The organism is Pradoshia eiseniae (assembly GCF_002946355.1).
Lineage (GTDB): Bacteria > Bacillota > Bacilli > Bacillales > Pradoshiaceae > Pradoshia > Pradoshia eiseniae.
Genome location: NZ_PKOZ01000006.1, coordinates 83,432 through 106,594, shown reverse-complemented (window position 1 = coordinate 106,594; position 23,163 = coordinate 83,432). Strand labels below are relative to the sequence as shown.

Below are 23,163 nucleotides of genomic sequence, written 5' to 3'. Positions count from 1 at the left end.
GAAATGATTGTAATAATTATACCTCGTCTTGCAAATGGATGAAAGAGAAAACGTCAGCTAGTTTTGTTTCGGCTAGATTTGCTGAAGGGGGTATATTGATTTTTTGAGGGTGGATGAGTATCCTAAATGCATATCTAACTGATAGGTGAGTGGATGAAATGATAAAGAATAGTATTTTGGTGTCTGTCGGAGGTGGAATTGGTGCCATTCTCCGTTACGGCTTAAATCAGTGGATTCCATATGCGGTCATTCCTTGGACAACTTTGTTGATTAATGTCATTGGCTCCTTTGTTTTAGCCTTTTTAACCTTTTCCCTTTTTCAGGATACCCGTTATTCAAAGCTGAAGCTGTTTGTTGGCACTGGGCTTTGCGGAGGATTCACGACAATGAGTACCTTTGCTCTTGAGACCGTCAAACTTTTGAATACATATCCAGCAGCAGCCTTGCTATATACAATGCTCACATTGTTTATTGGTGTCGGAATGTCTTTTGCAGGAATGGCTGCGGCATCCCAATGGAGCCGAAGAAGGGAAGTGCTTAAATGATATCAGTCCTGTTGGGCGGATTTATCGGCACGTTCCTTCGATTTACAATCATAGAACGACGAAAAGGGAGGACATCCATTTTTCCCTCTGCTGTCCTTTTCGTTAATTTAAGCGGCTCCTTATTGATTGGATTGATGGCTGGAGCCGGATTAAACGCAGCTTCTATGATAGGGAAGTTCCTATTTACCGGTTGTTTGGGCGCTTTCACAACATTTTCGACCTTTAGTGTTGAGGCTCTAGAACTATGGAAGGATGGGAAGAAAAAATTGTTTCTCTTCTATCTCCTTTTATCCTTGGTTGGTTCATTGCTATTGTGCTTTGCTGGATATTGGCTGGGACATATAACAAGGGGAGGGGCAGGCATTTAGTAAATGCCTGCTTTTAATGTAATCGGCTGCGGTTTTAGGATGGCAGTATGCCACCATTTCCTTTGTGCAAATCAAAAATTGTAATTTCCGGTCTGCAAAGCAGTCGGTATGGAACCCGGGTTGTCCCAAGTCCCCGGTTAACGTATAGGGAAAAATGGCTGTTTAACTCATATAACCCCTCATAATACTTCTTGGCGTGCGGCGGTGTAATGAGCGGGCCGATAAACGGGATTTGTATTTGTCCCCCGTGGCTATGACCGCTTAATTGCAAATTGACAGGATAGGAGGAGGCGGTTTCGGCATAATCTGGCGCATGTGACAAGAGAAGCGTGAATAGCTTATCAGGCTTTCCTCGGAGTGCCTGATTTATGTCCGGCACTCCGAGGCTCGCGTCATCCACTCCGGCGATAAGAATCTTTTCACTGCCTTTATACAGTATATCTGCCGAATTCTTTAGAACCTTAAAGCCGGATTTATTCATTATTAGTTCGTATAGTTCCGTTCCATACCCGCCGTGGTCATGATTTCCATATACGGCATACTTGCCTATAGGAGCTGACAAAGAGTTTAATATTTCATAAAGTTCAGGTGTAACTTTATAATCAACAGGGTTATCGAGGAGGTCCCCGGTAAAGCAAATCAAATCAGGCTTATAGGCGTTAATTATTTTAACCGTCTTTTTTAGGTTGTCCAGGTCATATTGGAATCCAATATGCGTATCATTAAACTGAACGATGCGGGTGCGATGGAATGACGGAGGAATGAGAGGATGTGAATATGTATACTGGTTGATCTCTACCCATTCTGGTTCAATCTCTTCCATGTAATATCTTCCTCCAGCCACCGAAGTGAGCAGAGTGACACCATATAGAGCACCTTTTTTTAAAAAAGAACGTCTAGAGAGTGTTTTCATGGAATATTCCTTTTCTTAAAAATTTTGCATAAGTTCTTCTCCAATCCTATCATGCGGGGCTTTCATTTGTTAAGCAATTAGAATGCAGGTAAGACTTTTTCTCAATTGATGGCAAAAGCTGGTGATATAAGATAAACTATACTTATAGCCTTATGCTTTTCAGGAGAAAGCTGATCATCGATGTAAATTTCCCGGAATCTAATAGGTGAGGATGTTGAAAAATGAATAAACAAAAGCAATATGAAATGCTGTATATTCCTTCACAATTCGGGATGATAAAAGTATATATTTATGGTTTTAAACGAGATGGCAAGACAGGTCGTGTATTTATTGTACTAAACGGCATCAAGGTTAACGGGAAAGGGATTCACAAAAAGCAAACGCTGATAAGCACATTAACAAAGTTTAACGAGAAGATTAAAGCATAGCTTTTAAGGAACTTCCATTTAATTTCATAAATATAGAGGGCGGAAACCTAAATGGTTCTCCGCTTTTTTATTGTCCGTTTACAAAGAATGATGAAGCTGTTATTGATCAAAGCAGAAGTCTCCTGGAAAGTTAAATACATTCATTTCTTCTAAAAAGTGTATTGCCTGTATAAATGGGGAATAGCCTAATAATACTTAGAGAATTCACAACTAGGAGGATAATAAAGGATGAAATATTTATTGAGGACGTTTCTTGCCTCTTTAGCCATATTTATCGTCATACCCATTTTAAATGTAAATGCAGATAGACAATTAAACGAAGAGGAGGCATTCCGCTTATTGCAGAATGCTTTTAAGACCCAGGTAGCGCTATCGGAGAAGCCAAGAAGTATGGAAGAGGTTAAAGAATCTTTAGGACGTTATTTTACACCTGAATATACGAATGATTTTATTGAAATGAATGTGCAGGAGAATTTGGATGGTGAAGGGTATTTGGCTTACGGTACGGACTTTGCCTTATATTATATCCCTTTCTTTACATACGATGAGAACACAAAGGTCGGGTATGACAGCGATCTTAATCAATGGTATGTGTATGAATGGTTTGAGGAATCATCTGAGGGACCTGTCACCTATAATGGTCACTATGAGGCTGTCGGCCTTACTTTTGAAGATGGCCGCTGGGCAGTCGATGACTACCAGATTCAATTTAATCCAGATGAATTGAGTACTAGTGCAGATTTAGAGGACGAACCGAATAATAAAAGTGTAAAGGAAGTTTCCACAGAGGAGCGCGGAATATGGGAATCGGTGCTTGGGTTTATCAGGTATACCTCCATCAAATCTCTCGCTTCATTAGGTTGGATATAGCCCGCATAGGGTTCCAAAGCCACTCAATATAAGAGTGGCTTTTTTCTGTCTAACCCAGCGCTTTGGTAATACGCTCTTGATCGAAGCCGATGATTACTTCATCGTTGATGACAAAGGTTGGTGTAGAGAAGGAGTCATATTTGTTCATTAATGTATTTCTTGCTTTAGCATCCTTCTTGATATCGAGTAAAGTATAGGGAATTTGATGTTCGTCAAAATAATTTTTGGCATAGGCGCACGGAGGGCAGCCGGGCTGTGTAAAAAATAAGATTGGTTCCATATTGATTGATCCCCTTTTTTAGTCATTTTAGGTCCATTTTATAGTAACACGGATGCCTTGTGGCATATATCAATTTGTCTCTCCAAAATATTCCGGTTGAAAAATAATGAAGCGGAATTTTTATCCTCTTAATTTTATGTTAAAATGGGTTAGTCTCTTAAAAAGGAAACATAATGTCATAATTGACAAAGAATAAGTAAAGACTTTTGGTGTACAATTGAGGTTTATTCCTCTATCCTATAACTGATAGATACCCAAGAGAATCTATTTGCTTGAAGTCATGAAAGGAGCATATATTAAATATGTCACGTTTACAAGGAATTCTTACCCGATTAAAAAATTTGCAAGAGCAAGCGAAAGTATCCGATACAGCACAACGTGTTTTTGAAGTAGAAGGTCAAGTGAAATGTCAGGTTACATTCTTTGACAAGACAGAAACATACGAATTAGAAATTTTCCAAGATAAAGGAAAGACTTTGAAGTATCAATTTGATAATATTGATATGATCGCGATTGAAATTTTCGAATTAATTTACAGCTGATTGATAAAAGGTGCTGACCCAAGCTATGCAAGCCATCCAAGAAATTAGCATCTGCAAATGATTGATGACTAGATAAAGGGGTTCTTTTCCATGTTGGAAACACAAAAATTAGATGGTTTTGAACTGGCTGTCAAAGATTTTATGATATCGTCGGAACGTGTGGCACATGTACAGAAGGGGAATAATCTTGAGCATGCGCTGCTCGTCCTGACAAGAAGCGGATATACGGCTATTCCAGTCCTTGATCATACTTTCAAGCTTCAAGGTCTGATCAGTACACCGAGAATCATGGATGTGATTATGGGAATCGAGCGGATTGAATTCGAGAAGCTTGACCAAATTAAGGTTGAAGAAGTGATGAATGCTGATCTTCCATGCCTTGATGAGAATGACCCGCTCGAGGAAGCGTTAGAATTGCTGATTGATCACCCGTTTATCTGTGTTGTTGAGGGAAAAGGCACTTTCGCCGGCATCCTCACCCGCAGACAAGTATTGAAGCAAGTAAACCGCTTAATTAAAAAAATCAAATATAATTGAATGAAGGGCCTCCGGAAACAGGGGGCTTTTTCCGTATATCCATAAGGATTTTTTCTTTGTTTGGCCGATCTGGATATTTTGTGTTTTAGGGGGGATTTGTTTTGAAGGCACCGAAGGAGAAGAGAATAAGAAAAGAAACAAATCGCCCGCTCGTTCTCATGTCTATCATTCTGGCGACCTTTATGAGTGCAGTTGAGGGAACAATTGTTTCAACAGCATTGCCTGAAATTGTTGGCGAGCTTGGCGGTTTTTCTTTATATAGCTGGGTATTTTCCGCATACTTACTAATGAATACCGTGACAGTATTGATATATGGAAAACTGGCTGATTTATTTGGACGTAAGCCTGTTTTGCTGTTTGGCATTATCGTATTTATGATAGGTTCCTTATTTGCTGGTTTTGCCGAATCGATGCAAAGCCTCATACTCTTCAGGCTTATTCAAGGATTTGGTGCGGGCGCCGTCACGCCAATAGCCATGACGATTGTCGGTGATATTTATTCAAGGGAAGAGCGGGCAAAGGTCCAAGGTTATTTATCAAGCGTTTGGGGAATATCGGCCATTCTTGGTCCTGCCCTTGGCGGCTTTTTTGTCCAATTTTCTACGTGGAGCTGGATTTTTTGGATTAATATTCCCCTTGGCTTATTTGCGGCTTGCGGATTGATTTTCTTTTTCCATGAGGAGGTTAATCGGAAGAAGCACAAAATTGACTATATGGGGGCAGCCTTGATTACCGGGTCCATTACACTGGCTATGTATGTCTTCGTGGAAGGAGGCATCCGTTTTAATTGGGTATCTCTTCAAAGTCTTATGTACATATGTATTATCGCGATTTTGTTCTATTTATTCGTTAAGCATGAGACTCGGTTTGAGGAACCGGTCATGCCTTTTTCAGTGTGGAGAATCCGCCCCATCCTGATTGCGAATTTGACCTCTCTACTAACAGGGATGATTTTAATTGGGATCTCAAGCTATCTGCCGGCTTTTGTGCAAGGTGTTATGGGACTCTCCCCGACGATTGCCGGATTTACCTTGACGGTTATGTCAATCGGCTGGCCCATTGCCTCTACGGCATCAGGGCACTTGCTGTTGAAGATTGGTTATCGCAACACCTGCATTATAGGCGGTTTCTTTTTGGTCCTCGGAGGGTCGGTATTCATGCTGCTGCCTCATTTCCCAAATCCCTTATTGGCTGCATTCGGTTCCTTCCTAACAGGTGCTGGCATGGGGCTGACAAGCACGGCTTTTATCGTCTCCATCCAATCTACTGTAGAATGGCAGGATCGGGGCGCAGCTACAGCGGCCAACATGTTTATGAGAAATCTGGGCAATACAGTTGGTGCTGCTATTCTTGGGGGACTATTGAACAACCGTTTACAGGCCTATTTTGCCGGTCAGGAGCTAAACGGCGAGAAGCTGGATCTTAACTCGGTGAATGAGCTGCTTAGTGTAGAGGTGCGGAGCTCATTGGCTCCGGATAGATTGACAGAGCTGCAGAATGGTCTTACTAACGCCTTGGGATATGTGTATACGGGGGTATTTATTCTTGGCCTTTGTGCGCTCTTTCTCATCCTATTAATGCCGAAGAAAGAAGTCAAGAACTCACATAGTTAATATTTGCCGTCACCCACAGAGAAAAGGTACAATAACTGTGCGTTCGATTAAAGGAAATAGGGCAGTGAGGGAACCGAATGGTCATTACGGATTTTGAATTATTGGACACGTTGGCAGAGGAACTGAATTTACGGAAGACAGCTGAGAGAATGTTTGTCTCCCAGCCGGCTTTATCCCAGAGGCTTCAATCAATTGAGAGAGAATGGGGAACCCCGCTTTTTATTCGGTCACCTAAAGGGATGATGCTCACGGAAGCTGGAGAGATTGTCGTTCAATATGCCAGAGATTCATTAAGGCTGAAAAATAAAGCTCGAGAGAAAGTGGATGCTCTGACGCATGATGTTCAAGGGACATTAAAAATAGCGAGTGCGTCGATTGCTGGTCAATACTGGCTTCCTTCTGTTTTGAAGAAATATGTGACAGCCTACCCTAATGTGAAAATCTCACTTGTAACGGGATGGAGCAGCGAGATGATTGAGAATTTATATAATGGAAATTCTCATATTGGCATTTTAAGAGGAAGCCCGGATTGGAGCGGCTATAAGAAGCTTTTATTCAATGATCCTTTGTATTTGGTCGATACTGAATTAAGTCAGCTGTCTGATGCAATGAACACAGAAAAACCCTTTATCTTATTTAAGAGTGATTCGAATTATTATCGTGAAATCCAGAATTGGTGGATTCGCCATTACAGCATTCCGCCGACTAGAACCATTCTTGTCGACCAGATTGAGACTTGCAAGCAAATGGTGATGAATGGTATAGGCTATGCCATTTTGCCCGGCATTTCGTTAAGGGAAGGGGAGGCTTCTTATTATAAGCTTCCTTTATATGATAAAGATGGGGAGGCAGTTGACCGGAAAACCTGGCTTGTTTGCAGTGAAGTATCCTTGGAGCTTAGACAGGTGAAGGCATTCGTTGAGCTGGCACAAAGCACATAAGTCTCATAATGAAATCTGCAAGAAGTGACTTGAATTTCATATTTTTGTTTGTTAAAGTTAAGAAAATTATGTATTTGGAGAGGGAGAATCAGGATGAATATGATGGACGCTAACGAGATTATTTCTTTTATCGGGAACAGTGTTAAGAAAACACCGGTAAAGATATATATAAAAGGACAGTTGGAAGGTTTAGACTTTGGGCCAGAGGCTTCGGTCTTTATTAATGGCAGCACAGGAGTTATCTTTGGAGAATGGTCGGTTATTCAGCCAGTGCTTGAAGAAAATGCGGACAAGATTGAGGATTATGTGGTCGAGAATGACCGCCGCAATTCAGCTTTGCCGCTTCTTGACCTTAAAGGCATAAATGCCCGCATTGAGCCAGGCGCTATCATTCGTGATCAAGTTCATATTGGCGATAATGCAGTTATCATGATGGGTGCTTCTATTAATATCGGCGCAAGCATCGGTGAAAAAACCATGATTGATATGAATGCGGTGCTCGGAGGACGTGCGACGGTCGGAAAGAACTGTCATATTGGTGCTGGTTCTGTCCTGGCTGGTGTCATCGAGCCGCCTTCTGCTAGCCCGGTCGTTATTGAGGATAACGTCCTTGTCGGTGCGAATGCAGTTATTTTAGAAGGTGTGCGTGTTGGTGAAGGCGCGGTTGTCGCAGCTGGTGCCATTGTTGTTGAGGATGTTCCTGCGCGTACGGTTGTAGCAGGTGTTCCGGCTCGCGTTATCAAACGTATCGATGAAGTTGAAAAATCAAAAATAGAAATCAAAGACGAGCTACGCCAGCTCTAAACCTAAATTATAGAGGCGCGGAAATGTTTATTTCCGCGCCTGTTTTCACATTAAAATTGAGGTGAAGAAAGTTGAATAACTTGGTTAAAATTCGAAGGGACCTTCATCAAATTCCTGAACTGGGATTCAAGGAATTTAAAACCCAGGCTTATTTGCTGGAATACATAAAAAGTCTGCCTCAAGAAAGGCTGCAATGGGAAATCTGGAAAACCGGGATTTTTGTGCGCGTTAAAGGACTTAAAGGAGTAAGAACAATTGGTTATCGAGCTGACATAGATGGGCTTCCAATTAAAGAAGAGACCGGCTTTCCCTATTCCTCTCTGCATGAGGGCAGGATGCACGCCTGTGGGCATGATTTCCACATGACGATCGCTCTCGGCGTATTAACGAACCTAATTAATGATCCTATCGATGATCATATGCTTTTTATGTTTCAGCCTGCTGAAGAAGGACCGGGCGGAGCTGAGGAAATGATCAAGACTGAGACATTCGCTAAATGGAAGCCGGATATGATTTTTGGACTTCATATAGCTCCAGAATATCCAATTGGAACAGTTGCTACAAAGCCTGGCCTCTTGTTTGCGAATACATCTGAATTATTCATCGATTTTATTGGAAAAGGCGGTCATGCAGCCTATCCGCATTTAACGAATGACATGGTAGTAGCCTCTTGTCAGTTTGTTAATCAGCTTCAGACAATTGTCTCTCGAAATATTAATCCGATGGACGCCGCTGTCGTCACGATTGGCAAGATTACAGGAGGGACTGTTCAGAATATCATTGCGGAGAACTCGCGAATCGAAGGAACGATTCGTACCCTATCAGAGGAATCGATGAATCTAATCAGAGACCGTATCCAACAGATGGCCAAGGGTGCGGAGATAACCTTTAATTGTCAAGTGAAGATAGACTTTGGCGCGTCTTACACCCAAGTGTACAATACAGAGCAGGTGACAAAGGATTTCATGGCATTTGTAGAAAGGCATAGTGAGGCAACTCTGTTTGAATGCAAGGAAGCGATGACCGGGGAGGATTTTGGCTATATGATTAAGGACATTCCAGGCTTTATGTTTTGGCTCGGGGTGAATTCCCCATATGGCCTTCATCATAGCAAAATGAACCCTGATGAGAGAGCAATTGAGTTTGCTGTTAACTTGATCAATGACTATTTACACCAGGCTTAAGGATTTTTCATTAAATAAAGGCCAAGTCCGACGTTGCTCGAGGACTTGGCCTTCTCTCGTTTTATTCAGCTGCTCTCGCTTCTTCCTGATGTCTGATTTCATCTATCGCTAGTTTGATTTGCTGACGCAGAACGCGCTCCACATAGGCTTGCTGACCATTGGCTGTTCTCGCGACGATTCGGATGGTGAAATCGGAAACGCCGATTTCCTGAATACCGAGGATATCTGGGCCAAGGACGATATCTTCATTTTCCTCTGCCATTTTTTTGCAAATATCCTGTATGACCAGGGTAATAAGCTCGAAATTATCATCCTTGCTTAATTTGATTTCAACCATAGCTCTCATGGTCCCTCGTGAATGATTGCTTACTGTGGCAATCTGTCTATTAGGGATGAAATGAAGGCTTCCGTCATAATCCCTTACTTGAAGGGTCTTAAGACCGACGACTTCAACGGTTCCTTTAATCACCCCGATTGTAACCTCGTCACCGACATCGATTTGTCTTTCAAGGAGAATGAAAAAGCCTGTGACGACATCACTGACAAGGCCTTGGGCACCAAAGCCGACAGCAAGCCCGACGATTCCTGCACCGGCAAGGATGGCGGTTACCCTGATATCGAATAGCTCCAATATCGTGACGATTAATATAAATGAATAAATATAGCTGATAATGTTTTTCGTTAAAGATTCAAGTGTTTTCGTTCGATTTTCTGTACCATTGCTTTTCGCTTGAAGGCGGGAGAAAATGGTTTCAACCACTTTGTTTGTAAAGATCTTGATGAGTTTGTAAACTAGATAGAAGAATAAGACCTTTAATAAAACTCCTCCTATATCAAAAAGTAATTGCTCCCATTGGAATTCAGCCCAATTGATTGCAGCGGACAGGTAATAACTCATGTAACCAATTCCTTTCTATGTGTTTGAATAGAGGTTCATCTAATAGAATAAAGGAAGAATAGAAAGGAAGACAATAGTTTCCCATTATAATAGGTGAATTTTTGACTTTGATGAATATTTACTTCATTTATGGATATTTAGAAGGTCTTGATTTTTGTCTGTCCATGCAATGATTTCTTCTGTATTTTTAAATTAGGCAAATTTGTCACTATTTATCCATATGATTGATTGGGTTAAAAACTATATAATGGTCAAATGGAGAAAACTTTACCGAAAGAAGAGGCGTAAGATTCATGACAGTTGAACTTATTACCATGGCAATATTATGGTGCTATTTGTATATTTATATCATTATTGCCTCCATTGAATTTGGAGTAGGATTTTACGCATACTACGGAAGATTCGTAAGCAAAAAACCAATTGTACATAAACTTGAGGATGCCTATGACCCGCGTCTTTGGCCAATTACGATTGGCTTTTTCGCTGTTTTTGTCATAGGGGTAATTGGATTCTTCCCTGAAACCCTCGAGTATTTTGGGAGAGCATTGATCATTCCAGGGATTGTCGTACTTTTGTTGGTTCTTATACGCTTTTTGGCGCATTTACTATACAAGAGAGAAAAGAATGCAGGACGATTTTTGTTTGTATATGGATCGACAGGCTTACTAATCCCGGCAGCGCTCTCGATTGGTCTAACAATCTCTGAAGGGGGCTTCATTCGACGAGCGGGAGGAGAGATTGAGCTCCTAACTCGAAAGCTGTTTTTGAGCCCTTATTCCTGGAGTGTCGTTTTCCTCGCCGCTGTCAGTGTCTTGTTCATAAGCGCTTCATTCTTATATTTCTATAAGCAGCATAAGGGAGATAAAGCGGCCAGCGAAATGACAAGGGGGTATGCTTTGTTCTGGAGTGTGCCGACAATATTCGCCTCCATACTTGTCATCGTTTCACTTAGAGGGCATAATTTACGTCATTTTGAGAGTGGCTTGAATCTATGGTGGTTATTTGCGCTTTCGTTAGTCTTTTACTTTGCAGCTGTTTATTTGATTTATAAGAGGAAAAGGCAAGGACTTGCTTTCTTATTTGTATTATTGCAATTCTTGACTGCTTTTATAGGGTATGGCGCCTCCCATTTGCCTTATATTCTCGACCCGTTTATAACTGTGCATGCCTTTGAGGGAGAGCGAGTGTGGGTGTCGCTCGGAATGTTATTATTGGTTGGCATATTATTAATCATTCCATATGGACGATTGATCATGAAGTTATTGATGAGTAATCAAAAGCAAGAAAATGAAAAAGCGCAGGGCACCTTATGAAAAGGGCCTTGCGCTTTTTTATGTGTTCATCAGACTTCCATGATAATAGGAAGAATCATTGGGCGGCGTTTTGTCCGCTCATATAGGAATGGTCCAAGTGTGTCCGTCACTTGATTCTTTATTTCAGACCACTGAGTGGTTTTCTTGGCCATTGTTTTGTTCAAATGTTGCGTAATTAAGTTTTGGGCATCACTGATCAAATCACCGGATTCTCTCATATACACAAATCCTCTTGAGATGATATCTGGTCCAGCCGCAATCTTGAATTCCTTCATATTGATGCTTACAACAACGATAACAAGTCCTTCCTCGGAAAGAATACGGCGGTCACGGAGAACGATGTTTCCGATATCCCCAATGCCGCTTCCGTCAATATACACATTTCCGGAAGGAACCTTTCCGGCTACTGATGCGCTATCCTGTGTAAGAGCGAGTACCTCGCCGTTATCCATAATGAAGCAGTTTTCTTCTTTTACACCGCAATCAACAGCTAGCTGGACATGTGTACGCTGCATACGATATTCCCCATGAATCGGCATGAAGAATTTCGGCTTCATTAAGCGAAGCATGAGTTTTTGTTCTTCTTGCCCGCCGTGACCGGATGTATGAATATTGCTAAGCGGTCCGTGAATTACATCTGCACCGGCACGGTACAGCATATTAATCGTGCGTGAAACACTGATTGTGTTTCCTGGGATTGGGGAGGAAGAAAAGACGACTGTATCTCCCGGGATAATTTGAATTTGTCTATGTGTTCCGTTGGCAATCCTTGATAGGGCAGCCATCGGCTCACCTTGTGATCCAGTACATAGAATCGTTACTTCATTCGCTGGCATACGATTCAATGTTTGGGTATCAATAAATGTTTCTTTTGGTGCATTGATATAACCAAGCTCGAGACCGATTTCAATTGCATTCTCCATGCTTCGGCCGAATACAGCAACCTTGCGTCCGTTTTCAACGGCGGCCTCTGTGACTTGCTGAAGACGATGGATATTGGATGCGAATGTAGCGAAAATAATCCGTCCGTCCACTTTCCTGAATATATCTTGGATGCTTTCGCCGACTTTGCGTTCAGACATGGTGAAATTAGGGATTTCACTGTTTGTGCTGTCTGACAGAAGACAAAGAACCCCTTCTTTTCCGATTTCAGCCATTTTGGTTAAGTTGGCAGGTTCTCCAACAGGCGTGAAGTCGAACTTAAAGTCCCCGGTATGAACAATATTCCCTTGTGGCGTCTTGACGACAATCCCGTAGGAATCAGGGATACTATGGGTTGTCCGATAAAAAGTCACAGAAGTTTTACGGAACTTGATAATGTCATCCTCTTTGATCTCATGGATTGTTGCTTGACGTAGCAGTCCGTGCTCTTCTAATTTTTTCTTGACCAATCCAATCGCAAGCTTACCGCCGTAGATTGGGATGTTGATCTGTTTTAGTAAATATGGGATTCCGCCAATATGGTCTTCATGGCCATGAGTGATGAATAATCCTTTAATCTTGTCAACATTCTTGACGAGATAGGAATAGTCAGGAATAACGTAATCAATTCCTAATAGTTCATCCTCGGGGAATTTGATGCCGGCATCAATCAAGACGATCTCGTCCTGAAATTGTACGGCATACGTGTTTTTGCCGATTTCGCCAAGCCCTCCAAGGGCGAAAACAGCCGTTTGATCATTCTTTACGAATTTCATAAATTACTCAATCTCCATTATGCGGAAATCCGGATTTTGTTTTTCAAACTCCAAATATTCCGCATCAAGAACTTGAACTAATTCGATATTATATGGAAGGCTTTTTAACTTTTGGCGAACATCTCGTTCAGATGTTCCTTCTACATAAGCAGTTTTTGTTTTTTCGCGCACAGGTACCTCAGCGGCATTTTCCTGGAAAAAAACTTTAAAAATCATAATAAAAATCTCTCCTAACTAACTCTAATAAAATTTATAAATAAAGAGGCGGCATGGAGCAACAACCAGGCCACCTTTTCTATTCTGCAAAGTGTTATCCTTTTTTGGTTTGTTCCTTTAAGTACTATTATAAGAAAATATCCCATCTATTGCATGTTTAAACAACTGTATGGACTGTTATCTACTTTACCGAAAGAATAAGCCCTCCGCAAGGATATTTGAAGGGCTTTTCAAAAAATTATGCAATTGACTTCCTGCCCATCAGGTCCTTCCATTGTTTAATAAGCTTTTTTCTGAGCTTTTTTAACATGGCTGACCATCTCCTTTACTTCTTATTTTAATGGTTATTCAATGAAAGTAAATACATATGGATATTTATATGCGCGCTTTTCATTAAATTCTTGCCGCTTTTGATATTCGTAGTATATGTGGGATGTGGTTTGTTTAGTTTGTTATATATTTACAGGGATCTTTTTTGCTCGTTGTTTTAAAAACGCTGCAAGAGGAGTATATGTGATAGGATGGAAAATGGAGAATAATTAATTTAATGTTTAGCAGCTGGAGGATAGACATGAGAAAGATTTGTTTTTTTGACATCGATGGAACTTTATTGGACTCTGATAAAAAAATTCCTCAATCCACTAAGGAAGCACTGCATTTATTGAAAGAAAATGGTATTTATACAGCCATCGCTACCGGAAGGGCACCCTTTATGATCAAGGATTTATTGGAAGAACTAGAGATTGACTCTTATGTTTCTTTTAACGGTCAATACGTGGTTTTTGAAGGGGAGGTTATCTACCGAAATCCCTTATCTAAAGAACAGTTGACCCAGCTGCAGGCTGGTGGCAGGCAGCATGGTCATTCCATGGTATTCATGAATGATCGAGCGATGAAAGCGAATGTCAAACATGACAGGTTCATTGAAGAAAGCTTTGCTACCCTTCACTTCCCGCATCCAGAACAAGATGAATCTTATTATAACGAACATGATATATATCAAGGTCTGCTATTCTGCGAGGAACAGGACACAGTTCTTTATGAGGGCAAGTATCCTGATATTCAATTTATTCGCTGGCATCCATATTCCATGGATGTTGTTCCATTAGGAGGCTCTAAGGCGATAGGGATTGAGCAGGTCATTAAGCGCAAGGGATTTAAGATGGAAGAGGTCTATGCCTTTGGCGATGCGCTAAACGATATAGAAATGATTCAGGCAGCAGGCTGCGGAATTGTAATGGGGAACGGCCTGCCGCAGCTGAAGCAGCATGCAGACTTTATCACCAAAAGTGTGGATGAAGATGGGATTTACTATGCATTAAAGCACCTAAAGCTTATTTAAGTAAAAACCCCCTTCCCGCATATTAGCTGGAAGGGGGTACTTCATTAGCGTTCGATAACGACAGCATCTGCAACTTCGGCAAAAGGCTGATCGTCATTAATATGATCATAAAACATTACACCATTTAAGTGGTCAATTTCATGCTGGATGACAATAGCCATCAATCCTGTTAAACGCAGGGTAACAGGTTCACCGTCAATATTAAAAGCCTGGACTTTTACTTTATGATACCGAGGAACATAGCCTGGAACAGGACGGTCCACTGATAGACAGCCTTCCCCTGAAGATAAATAGGCTTTTTGAACGGAGTGACTGACAATCTTAGGGTTAAATAAGGTATAGGAATGGAGTTTATCCTTCTCATCTGTTCCATAAATAGCGAGCATTCTTTTAGAAATATTAATTTGTGGCGCTGCTAAACCGATGCCTGCTCTGAGACCGTATTTCGCTGCTACTTCTGGATTTTGGCTGTTCTTTAAGTATTCTAGCATGTTGCTTAGAGTAGACTTATCCTCCTCAGTAGGAGGCATGGTCACTTCGCTAGCCCTTTGACGAAGGGTTGGATGGCCTTCCTTGATAATATCTGCCATAGTAATCATTATGTTTCACCTCATGAACATCTGCATTAATACCTTCTAGTGTATCAAATGAATCACTAAATGTTAATTGGCTTGATGATTTTTCATATGGTTCAAATCCGCGCAGGTAACATGATTTCAGTTGTCAAAATATGGCTGTTTGGATATAGTTATAGTGATGGGAGTGTAGAATAATGACAGGACAAAGAAAGTTTATGATTTTACTTCTAGGAATTGTGCTGGTTTTATCCGCAGCTGGGTGCAGCAACAAAACTCCTGAAGAGAAGAGCTACGATTTTTTAGAGGAGCTAGCCTCCATTGAAAAAGGATATGAGGAGCAGCATGAACCGCTGCAAAAGCTCGAAGCAGAAGATAATGAGATTTATGCACAAATCATCGAATTAGGCATGAAAGAGATGGAGGAAATTACCTCTCTATCTAATGATGCAATTGAAGGAATCAAAAAAAGAGAAGAGTTAATGAAGAAAGAAAAAGAAAGCATTGATGATTCGCGCCAGCAGTTTAGTGAGTTTGAAGAGCTGATTGACAAACTTTCGGACGAGAAGGCGAAAGAAGAGGCTGAAGAGCTCCAAGAAATTATGCAGAAGCGGTATAAAGATTACGATAAGTTATATGACCTCTATCTTGTGAGCCTCGATGAAGAGAAAAAGCTGTATGAGCTTTTTAAAGATGAGAATACAACTAGAGATCAGCTTGAAACGCAAATTAAGAGTGTGAATGAAGCTTACACTAATTTATCGGAAGCAAATAATCAGTACAATAAACAAACGGAAAAATATAATGAGAAAAAAATAAGCTTCTATAAAACCACTGGAATTGAAATTGAGAGTGAACAACCATGACCGCCGCTTAATTAAAGGCGGTTTTCTTTTTGTGTGCATGCACTGTTTGGAAAGAGAATTTTCACCCTCTTTACTATATGGCTAAAGGCAGTGGAATATGAAGATTAACCTGTATAATCCTATTTATTTTACAGTGCTTTCAATGGAAGTTTAGTAAATATGTTCCAATTCATGTTTCGAAATAATGACCTTTTTCGTGTTTTGTATGGCGTTATATGGGGGAGTATAATAACGGACAAACATATGAGGTATCTATGTTTGATAAATCTGTATTAAAATAAACTTCGCTTAATATATAACAGTACAGGACTAAAGAGTCCAAATATTTCAGATGATTTTGGATAAAATCATTTTAATTGACTACTTTATGTATGTTGAGTAAACTTACAGTATTCATACAATTGTACTAATTTAGCCAGAGGAAAAATTGATACAGATGACTTCAATAACTGATTTTTTAGTTTTCCTGTGGAAAGCTAGTGATTGTATATTTATTTCACTATTTACTATATTGAGAAAGGGAGATGTGGAATCTTATGGCTTCTAAACAACAAAAAGTCCTATTTGAGGCACAGAAGCAATTGGATAGCGTCAACGAGCAATTCAAAACGTTACAGATTTTGAATGAAGAGGGGGAAGTTGTTAACGAGGCAGCAATGCCTGAATTAACAGATGATCAGCTTCAAGAGTTGATGAAACGAATGGTTTACACACGTATTTTGGACCAGCGCTCCATTTCCTTGAACAGACAAGGAAGACTAGGTTTCTATGCACCGACTGCTGGTCAAGAAGCTTCCCAGCTTGCATCACAATTTGCCCTTGAAAAAGAAGATTTCATTCTTCCAGGCTATCGTGATGTTCCGCAAATGGTTTGGCATGGCCTTCCATTAAGTAAGGCATTTTTATTCTCTCGCGGACATTTTGCCGGGAACCAAATTCCAGAAGGCGTTAATGTGATTTCTCCGCAAATCATCATTGGTGCTCAATACATCCAATGTGCCGGTGTTGCACTTGGCATGAAGAAAAATAATGCGAAATCAGTCGCTGTTACATACACAGGTGATGGCGGTACATCTCAAGGTGACTTCTACGAAGGTATTAACTTTGCAGGTGCTTACAAAGCTCCAGCCATCTTTATCGTTCAAAACAACCGATTTGCTATTTCTACACCTGTAGAGGCTCAATCTGCGTCTCGCACGCTTGCACAAAAAGCGGTTGCAGCCGGAATTCCAGGTGTTCAAGTAGACGGTATGGATCCGCTTGCTGTATATGCGGTCGTGAAAGAAGCTCGTGAAAGAGCAATTAATGGCGAAGGTCCTACATTAATCGAAACATTAACTTATCGTTATGGCCCTCATACAATGGCAGGCGATGACCCAACTCGTTATCGTACAGCTGACCTTGATAATGAGTGGGAGAAAAAAGATCCGCTTGTTCGTTTCCGCAAGTTCTTAGAAAAGAAAGGACTTTGGAGCGAGGAACAAGAAAACCAAGTAATTGAACAAGCGAAAGAAGATATTAAAGAAGCCATTAAAGAGGCTGACAATACACCAAAACAAAAAGTCACAGACTTGATTACAAATATGTTCGAAACGCTTCCTCCTAACCTAGAGGAACAATATGAAATTTATGCAGAAAAGGAGTCGAAGTAAGCCATGGCCCAAATGACAATGATTCAAGCCATCACAGATGCATTGCGTACAGAAATGCGCAATGACCCGAAAGTTCTCGTATTTGGTGAGGACGTTGGAGTTAACGGCGGGGTTTTCCGTGCAACGGAAGGATTACAAAAAGAATTTGGTGAGGACCGTGTGTTCGATACTCCTTTAGCTGAGTCTGGTATCGGCGGTTTGGCAATCGGTCTTGGTCTGCAAGGTTACCGCCCTGTCCCTGAAATTCAGTTCTTCGGATTCGTATTTGAAGTTATGGACTCCATCGCAGGACAAATGGCCCGTATGAGATACCGTTCTGGCGGAAGATACCATTCTCCAGTTACGATCCGTTCACCATTTGGCGGTGGTGTTCATACACCTGAGATGCACGCGGACAGCCTTGAAGGCTTAATGGCTCAAACACCAGGTGTTAAAGTTGTTATTCCGTCTACTCCATATGATGCAAAAGGTTTGTTGATTTCATCTATTCGTGACAATGACCCGGTTATTTTCTTGGAGCATATGAAACTCTATCGTTCATTCCGTCAGGAAGTACCTGAAGAAGAGTACACTATTCCACTTGGAAAAGCAGATGTGAAAAGAGAAGGTACAGACCTTTCCATCATCACTTACGGTGCAATGGTACAAGAATCTCTTAAAGCAGCTGAACAGCTTGAAAAAGAAGGCATTTCTGCAGAAGTTGTTGACTTGCGCACAATCAGCCCGCTTGATATTGAAACAATCATCGCTTCTGTTGAAAAAACAGGGAGAGCGATTGTCGTTCAAGAAGCACAAAAACAAGCAGGAATCGCTTCTCAAGTTGTTGCTGAAATCAATGACCGTGCGATTTTGAGCTTAGAGGCTCCAGTTCTTCGCGTAACTGCGCCTGATACAGTCTTTGCATTCTCTCAAGCTGAACCAATTTGGCTTCCAAATCACAAAGATGTTCTTGAAACAGCGAAAAAAGTTCTTGAGTTTTAATTTTATTTAGCGGAAATCTCCTACTTCTATAAGTGACGAGACGAAAGCGAGTTAACAATAGTATTCAGTAGTGAGTGATACTCCCCCTGGATACAGATAAAGCCTCCGGCGGATTACAGGAAGGTTTTCGGGAGGTGCCCGAACAATTCTTCACTGCAAAGCTTTGAGGCGCTATTGATGGATAAGGAGGAAATGCGAAAGCATTTCCTCTCCGTAAAAGAAAGAGTATGGAAAAATAGATCTTAGGAGGATGATAGCCGTGGCTTTTGAATTTAAACTTCCGGATATCGGCGAAGGTATACATGAAGGGGAAATTGTTAAGTGGTTCATCAAACCGGGCGATAAAGTACAAGAGGATGATGTGCTTTGTGAAGTACAAAATGACAAAGCAGTTGTAGAAATCCCATCACCGGTTGAAGGAACTGTTGAAAAGATTTTTGTAGAAGAAGGTACAGTAGCGGTAGTAGGCGATGTACTTGTATCATTTGATGCTCCAGGATATGAAGATGTACAATTTAAAGGGGAGCATGGAGAAGAAAAAACGGAGGCTCAAGTTCAATCAACATATGAGAGCGGCCAAGATGTTGAAAAACAATCTGCACCTGCTGAAAAACAAGACTCCCAAACTGGTGCAGGTGCGCAAGTACAGATGGATCAAGCTTCAGATAAACGCGTAATCGCTATGCCATCTGTCCGCAAATTTGCCAGAGAAAATGGCGTGAACATTCAAGAGGTTTCTGGAACTGGAAAAAATGGCCGTGTGCTAAAAGAAGACATCGAAGCGTTCATGAATGGCGGAAACGTTCAAGAAGCGGCTCCTGCAGAAGCTGCTGATACTGTTGAAACTGTTGAAGCAGAACAAAAAGCAGCACCACAGCCTATTCCTGCTGGTGAATATCCTGAAACACGCGAGAAAATGAGCGGTATCCGTAAAGCCATTTCTAAAGCAATGGTTAACTCCAAGCATACAGCTCCGCACGTAACCTTAATGGATGAAGTAGATGTAACGAAACTTGTTGCTCACAGAAAGAAATTCAAAGAAGTGGCAGCGGAAAAAGGCATCAAGCTTACGTTCCTTCCATATGTCGTAAAAGCATTGACAAGTGCGCTTCGTGAATATCCAGCTCTTAATACATCTTTAGATGATGCTACATCTGAGATTATTCATAAGCACTACTACAACATCGGAATCGCTGCTGATACGGAAAAAGGCTTGCTTGTTCCGGTCGTAAAAGATGCTGATCGCAAATCCATGTTTGCAATTTCAAATGAAATTAACGAGCTTGCTGGTAAAGCGCGTGAAGGTAAATTAGCTCCAAACGAAATGAAAGGTGCTTCTTGCACAATCTCTAATATTGGTTCAGCGGGCGGACAATGGTTCACACCAGTTATTAACCACCCAGAGGTAGCAATCTTAGGTATTGGCCGTATTGCAGAAAAACCAATCGTTCGTGATGGTGAAATCGTTGCAGCACCAGTATTAGCATTGTCCTTAAGCTTTGACCACCGTATGATTGACGGAGCTACTGGCCAAAATGCATTGAATCATATCAAACGCTTATTAAATGATCCAGAACTACTATTGATGGAGGGGTAAAACATGGTTGTAGGTGATTTTCCAATTGAAACAGATACTATAGTAATTGGTGCCGGTCCTGGGGGATATGTTGCAGCTATCCGTGCAGCTCAGTTAGGACAAAAAGTAACAATCGTAGAAAAGGGAGAACTTGGTGGCGTATGCTTAAATGTTGGATGTATCCCATCTAAAGCCCTCATCACAGCTGGACACCGCTATCATGATGCGAAACATTCAGCTGATATGGGTATCACTGCTGAGAACGTTAAGATTGATTTCTCTAAGGTTCAAAAATGGAAAGGTTCTGTTGTAGAGAAATTAACGAGCGGTGTTGGCGGCCTATTGAAAGGCAACAATATTGACATCGTAAAAGGTGAGGCATACTTCGTTGATGCCAACAATATTCGTGTCATGACTGAAACGAGCGCTCAAACGTATACATTTAAAAATGCGATCATCGCGACTGGTTCCCGTCCGATTGAACTGCCTGCATTCAAATATTCTAAACGCGTTCTGCACTCAACTGGCGCATTGAATTTAGATCATATCCCTGCAAGCATGGCTATTATTGGCGGTGGTGTAATCGGAGTTGAGCTTGGTAATGTATATGCTAATTTCGGCACTAAAGTAACAATTCTTGAAGGTATGGATGAAATCCTTGCCGCTTTTGAAAAACAAATGTCTTCCATTGTTAAACGCAACTTGAAGAAAAAGAATGTTGACATCTTTACAAAAGTAAAAGCTCAAGGTGTTGAAGAAACAGAAAATGGCGTAATCGTTACTTACGAAGAAAAAGGCGAAGAGAAGAAACTTGAAGCTGAATACTTATTGGTAACTGTCGGAAGAAAACCAAACACAGATGAAATCGGTTTGGAACAAGTCGGCATCGAGCTTGATGAGAGAGGCTTCATCAAAACGGATAAACAATGCCGTACTTCTGTAAGCAACATCTTCGCGATTGGTGATATTATCAGTGGACCGCAATTGGCTCATAAAGCCTCTTATGAAGGCAAAATTGCAGCTGAAGCCATTGCTGGACATGCTTCTGAAATTGATTACCTCGGCATTCCAGCCGTTGTATTCTCAGAGCCTGAGCTTGCGACTGTAGGTTATACAGAAGCCCAAGCGAAAGAAGAAGGCTTAGATTTCGTTGCAGCGAAATTCCCATTTGCGGCAAATGGTCGTGCCCTAGCTCTAAATGCAGCTGAAGGTTTCATGAAAATGATCACACGCAAAGAAGATGGCCTTGTTATCGGTGCCCAAATTGCCGGACCAGGAGCATCTGATATGGTGGCTGAGCTTGGATTAGCGATTGAAGCAGGTATGACTGCTGAAGATATCGCCATGACAATCCATGCGCACCCAACATTAGGTGAGATTACAATGGAGGCGGCTGAAGTAGCTTTAGGAAGCCCAATTCATATCATTAAATAATTTATGAAAAAAGCGCTGAAAACGAAATGGTTTTCAGCGCTTTTTTATGGGGATTTTATTCGCATTCTAATGATATGAATGGTAAAATTTAGTGGCTGGTTTTAGTTGTAGGAAAGGAGCGATAAGATTGAACTATATTCCAGTAATTTTAGCTGTATCTTTGCTGGTTCTTACGGGTTGTTCAGAGAAGAGTCAAGGAGAGAATCCGCCGCAAACCAATGAAAAAGCTGCGCTCCAAAAAGAGGAGAAACAGACCGAGGAACAAAAAAAAGAGCAAGAAGAGAGTAAAGAACAAGAAGTGTTAGATGAAGAAGCCATGTCACAGCCGGTGCAGGATTATCAAGTGAATACGAATAATTGGAAGATTGAGCCGGTCAGTGATGAAAACGCGAAGGTTGCTTTACTCACGATTGATGATGCCCCGGACGAACATGCACTGGAGATGGCTGAAATATTGAAGGAGCTGGATGTATCGGCTGTCTTTTTTGTTAATGGGCATTTCATAGAATCAGAAGAAAAGCAAGCTATTGTTAAACAAATCGCTGATATGGGATTTGAGATTGGCAACCATACATATAGCCATGCCTCCTTGCCTTCCATAACGGAACAGGAGCAAGAAGAGGAAATTAAGCGGGTAAATAGTCTAGTCGAGAAGGCAACCGGTTCAAAGCCACGGTTCTTCCGCGCACCTTTTGGTCAAAATACAGAATTCTCTAAGAAAATAGCGGAAGAAGAAGGTATGCAATTAATGAATTGGACGCTTGGATATGATTGGGAGAAATCGTATCAATCAAAGGATCCTCTTGTCGAAGCCACTTTGAATAGTGAATATTTATATGATGGTGCGAATATTTTGATGCATGACCGTGCCTGGACGAAAGAGGCTCTTGCGGATATCGTGCGCGGTTTGCAGGAGAAAGGCTATGAAATTTTGGACCCGAAGCGAATAAAATCCTGATTATTACTTAAACGGGACCAGCAGGCCTGAAATATTGCGATTAGCATGGACGATTTGTTGTTCTGCTTGGTATAATTTCCCTTGAGTGGGTGTAAAAATAGATAATTGTCATGTGTATTAAGTTGTATGGTAACTATCAGTTAAGTGGAAAGGTGGTTTTAAGTTGATTAAGGCACTGCTTCCCTATTTAGTCACAAATGGCAATGGTCAAGAAGTTTTATCCTTTTATAAACAAGCATTAGATGCAGAGATTCTCCATCTCCAGACATTTGGCGATCTTTCTGATAACCCTGAAAATCCAATGCCTAAAGAGAACAATCATTTAATCCTAAATGCATTGGTCAGAGCGGGTGAAGCTGAATTCATGCTTTCAGACAATCAGCCGGGTCTTCCATTTCAACTTGGTAACCATATTACACTATCAATTCAGTCAGATAATGCTGAGGAGACAAGATGGTTATTTGACCGGTTGAAAGAAAAGGGAGAGGTTATCATGCCCTTGCAGGAAACCCCTTGGAGTTCTTTATACGGCCAATTAATTGATCAGTTCGGCGTTTGTTGGCAATTAAACACATTGAGTCATCATATGGATTAAATGATAAGAGGACCAGCCTTTTCCAGGACTGGTTC

The 23,163-nt window shown here is 41.2% G+C and carries 25 protein-coding genes; 19 read left to right on the top strand and 6 right to left on the bottom strand.

Features of this window, described 5'->3' with window-relative positions; genetic code table 11:
• Positions 1–158 precede the first annotated feature (158 nt).
• On the top strand, positions 159–545 hold the full coding sequence (locus CYL18_RS11665) for a fluoride efflux transporter FluC (protein WP_104849688.1): 387 nt from the start codon (positions 159–161) through the stop codon (positions 543–545).
• A complete protein-coding gene (locus CYL18_RS11660) occupies positions 542–913 on the top strand; it encodes a fluoride efflux transporter FluC (RefSeq protein ID WP_104849687.1) in 372 nt (123 codons plus the stop codon). Before CYL18_RS11665 ends, CYL18_RS11660 begins: the two co-directional genes overlap by 4 nt.
• Positions 914–947: 34 nt before the next feature.
• On the opposite strand, the gene CYL18_RS11655 is transcribed toward CYL18_RS11660, so the two are convergent.
• Positions 948–1,736: a metallophosphoesterase gene (locus CYL18_RS11655; RefSeq protein WP_236636413.1), complete on the bottom strand. Its 789-nt coding sequence runs from the start codon at positions 1,734–1,736 to the stop codon at positions 948–950.
• A gap of 311 nt (positions 1,737–2,047) precedes the next feature.
• Between CYL18_RS11655 and CYL18_RS11650 the strand changes: the two genes are divergently transcribed.
• Positions 2,048–2,254: a hypothetical protein gene (locus CYL18_RS11650; protein ID WP_104849685.1), complete on the top strand. Its 207-nt coding sequence runs from the start codon at positions 2,048–2,050 to the stop codon at positions 2,252–2,254.
• Positions 2,255–2,482: 228 nt separating this feature from the next.
• Positions 2,483–3,124, top strand: coding sequence for a DUF3993 domain-containing protein (locus CYL18_RS11645; RefSeq protein WP_104849684.1), 642 nt, complete (start codon positions 2,483–2,485; stop codon positions 3,122–3,124).
• A 49-nt stretch (positions 3,125–3,173) separates the two neighbouring features.
• Here CYL18_RS11645 and CYL18_RS11640 read toward each other — a convergent pair whose 3' ends face one another.
• Positions 3,174–3,404 (bottom strand): glutaredoxin family protein, encoded by a 231-nt coding sequence (locus CYL18_RS11640; RefSeq protein WP_104849683.1) that lies wholly within the window; start codon positions 3,402–3,404, stop codon positions 3,174–3,176.
• A gap of 302 nt (positions 3,405–3,706) precedes the next feature.
• Here CYL18_RS11640 and CYL18_RS11635 point away from each other — a divergent pair, with 302 nt between their 5' ends.
• The 6 genes from CYL18_RS11635 (at position 3,707) to CYL18_RS11610 (ending at position 9,025) form a co-directional block, all read left to right on the top strand.
• Positions 3,707–3,946 carry a YkuJ family protein gene (locus CYL18_RS11635; protein WP_104849682.1) on the top strand — a complete coding sequence of 80 codons (240 nt, stop codon included), beginning with the start codon at positions 3,707–3,709 and terminating at the stop codon, positions 3,944–3,946.
• 90 nt (positions 3,947–4,036) lie between these two features.
• Entirely contained in the window at positions 4,037–4,483 is a 447-nt protein-coding gene (cbpB, locus tag CYL18_RS11630) for a cyclic-di-AMP-binding protein CbpB (RefSeq protein ID WP_104849681.1), read from the top strand.
• A 101-nt stretch (positions 4,484–4,584) separates the two neighbouring features.
• Positions 4,585–6,096 (top strand): MDR family MFS transporter, encoded by a 1,512-nt coding sequence (locus CYL18_RS11625; RefSeq protein WP_330847590.1) that lies wholly within the window; start codon positions 4,585–4,587, stop codon positions 6,094–6,096.
• A gap of 77 nt (positions 6,097–6,173) precedes the next feature.
• Positions 6,174–7,037, top strand: coding sequence for a LysR family transcriptional regulator (locus tag CYL18_RS11620; RefSeq protein ID WP_104849680.1), 864 nt, complete (start codon positions 6,174–6,176; stop codon positions 7,035–7,037).
• A gap of 93 nt (positions 7,038–7,130) precedes the next feature.
• Complete coding sequence (gene dapD, locus CYL18_RS11615; RefSeq protein ID WP_104849679.1) at positions 7,131–7,841, top strand: 2,3,4,5-tetrahydropyridine-2,6-dicarboxylate N-acetyltransferase; 711 nt, start codon at positions 7,131–7,133, stop codon at positions 7,839–7,841.
• Positions 7,842–7,912: 71 nt separating this feature from the next.
• Positions 7,913–9,025 (top strand): N-acetyldiaminopimelate deacetylase, encoded by a 1,113-nt coding sequence (locus CYL18_RS11610; protein WP_104849678.1) that lies wholly within the window; start codon positions 7,913–7,915, stop codon positions 9,023–9,025.
• A gap of 61 nt (positions 9,026–9,086) precedes the next feature.
• Here CYL18_RS11610 and CYL18_RS11605 read toward each other — a convergent pair whose 3' ends face one another.
• The gene (locus tag CYL18_RS11605; RefSeq protein WP_104849677.1) at positions 9,087–9,923 is read right to left on the bottom strand and encodes a mechanosensitive ion channel family protein; all 837 of its coding nucleotides are present in this window, start codon (positions 9,921–9,923) and stop codon (positions 9,087–9,089) included.
• 293 nt (positions 9,924–10,216) lie between these two features.
• Here CYL18_RS11605 and CYL18_RS11600 point away from each other — a divergent pair, with 293 nt between their 5' ends.
• Positions 10,217–11,236, top strand: coding sequence for a cytochrome d ubiquinol oxidase subunit II (locus CYL18_RS11600; protein ID WP_104849676.1), 1,020 nt, complete (start codon positions 10,217–10,219; stop codon positions 11,234–11,236).
• Positions 11,237–11,265: 29 nt separating this feature from the next.
• Here CYL18_RS11600 and rnjA read toward each other — a convergent pair whose 3' ends face one another.
• Positions 11,266–12,933 carry a ribonuclease J1 gene (gene rnjA / locus CYL18_RS11595; protein ID WP_104849675.1) on the bottom strand — a complete coding sequence of 556 codons (1,668 nt, stop codon included), beginning with the start codon at positions 12,931–12,933 and terminating at the stop codon, positions 11,266–11,268.
• A 3-nt stretch (positions 12,934–12,936) separates the two neighbouring features.
• Positions 12,937–13,149 carry a DNA-dependent RNA polymerase subunit epsilon gene (locus CYL18_RS11590; protein WP_104849674.1) on the bottom strand — a complete coding sequence of 71 codons (213 nt, stop codon included), beginning with the start codon at positions 13,147–13,149 and terminating at the stop codon, positions 12,937–12,939.
• Positions 13,150–13,720: 571 nt separating this feature from the next.
• On the opposite strand from CYL18_RS11590, the gene CYL18_RS11585 reads away from it, so the two are divergent.
• A complete protein-coding gene (locus CYL18_RS11585; protein WP_104849673.1) occupies positions 13,721–14,491 on the top strand; it encodes a Cof-type HAD-IIB family hydrolase in 771 nt (256 codons plus the stop codon).
• Positions 14,492–14,535: 44 nt separating this feature from the next.
• Here CYL18_RS11585 and def read toward each other — a convergent pair whose 3' ends face one another.
• On the bottom strand, positions 14,536–15,090 hold the full coding sequence (def, locus tag CYL18_RS11580) for a peptide deformylase (RefSeq protein ID WP_201741273.1): 555 nt from the start codon (positions 15,088–15,090) through the stop codon (positions 14,536–14,538).
• A 173-nt stretch (positions 15,091–15,263) separates the two neighbouring features.
• Between def and CYL18_RS11575 the strand changes: the two genes are divergently transcribed.
• From CYL18_RS11575 to CYL18_RS11545, 7 genes are all read left to right on the top strand, one after another.
• A complete protein-coding gene (locus tag CYL18_RS11575; RefSeq protein ID WP_104849671.1) occupies positions 15,264–15,932 on the top strand; it encodes a YkyA family protein in 669 nt (222 codons plus the stop codon).
• A gap of 536 nt (positions 15,933–16,468) precedes the next feature.
• Positions 16,469–17,584 (top strand): pyruvate dehydrogenase (acetyl-transferring) E1 component subunit alpha, encoded by a 1,116-nt coding sequence (gene pdhA / locus CYL18_RS11570; protein WP_104849670.1) that lies wholly within the window; start codon positions 16,469–16,471, stop codon positions 17,582–17,584.
• 3 nt (positions 17,585–17,587) lie between these two features.
• Positions 17,588–18,565: an alpha-ketoacid dehydrogenase subunit beta gene (locus CYL18_RS11565; protein WP_104849669.1), complete on the top strand. Its 978-nt coding sequence runs from the start codon at positions 17,588–17,590 to the stop codon at positions 18,563–18,565.
• A gap of 259 nt (positions 18,566–18,824) precedes the next feature.
• Entirely contained in the window at positions 18,825–20,162 is a 1,338-nt protein-coding gene (locus tag CYL18_RS11560) for a dihydrolipoamide acetyltransferase family protein (protein ID WP_104849668.1), read from the top strand.
• A gap of 3 nt (positions 20,163–20,165) precedes the next feature.
• Positions 20,166–21,575, top strand: a complete 1,410-nt coding sequence (gene lpdA, locus CYL18_RS11555) for a dihydrolipoyl dehydrogenase (protein WP_104849667.1) — start codon at positions 20,166–20,168, stop codon at positions 21,573–21,575.
• 127 nt (positions 21,576–21,702) lie between these two features.
• Positions 21,703–22,533, top strand: coding sequence for a polysaccharide deacetylase family protein (locus tag CYL18_RS11550; protein ID WP_104849666.1), 831 nt, complete (start codon positions 21,703–21,705; stop codon positions 22,531–22,533).
• Between the two features lie 163 nt (positions 22,534–22,696).
• Positions 22,697–23,128, top strand: a complete 432-nt coding sequence (locus CYL18_RS11545) for a VOC family protein (RefSeq protein ID WP_104849665.1) — start codon at positions 22,697–22,699, stop codon at positions 23,126–23,128.
• Positions 23,129–23,163 lie beyond the last annotated feature (35 nt).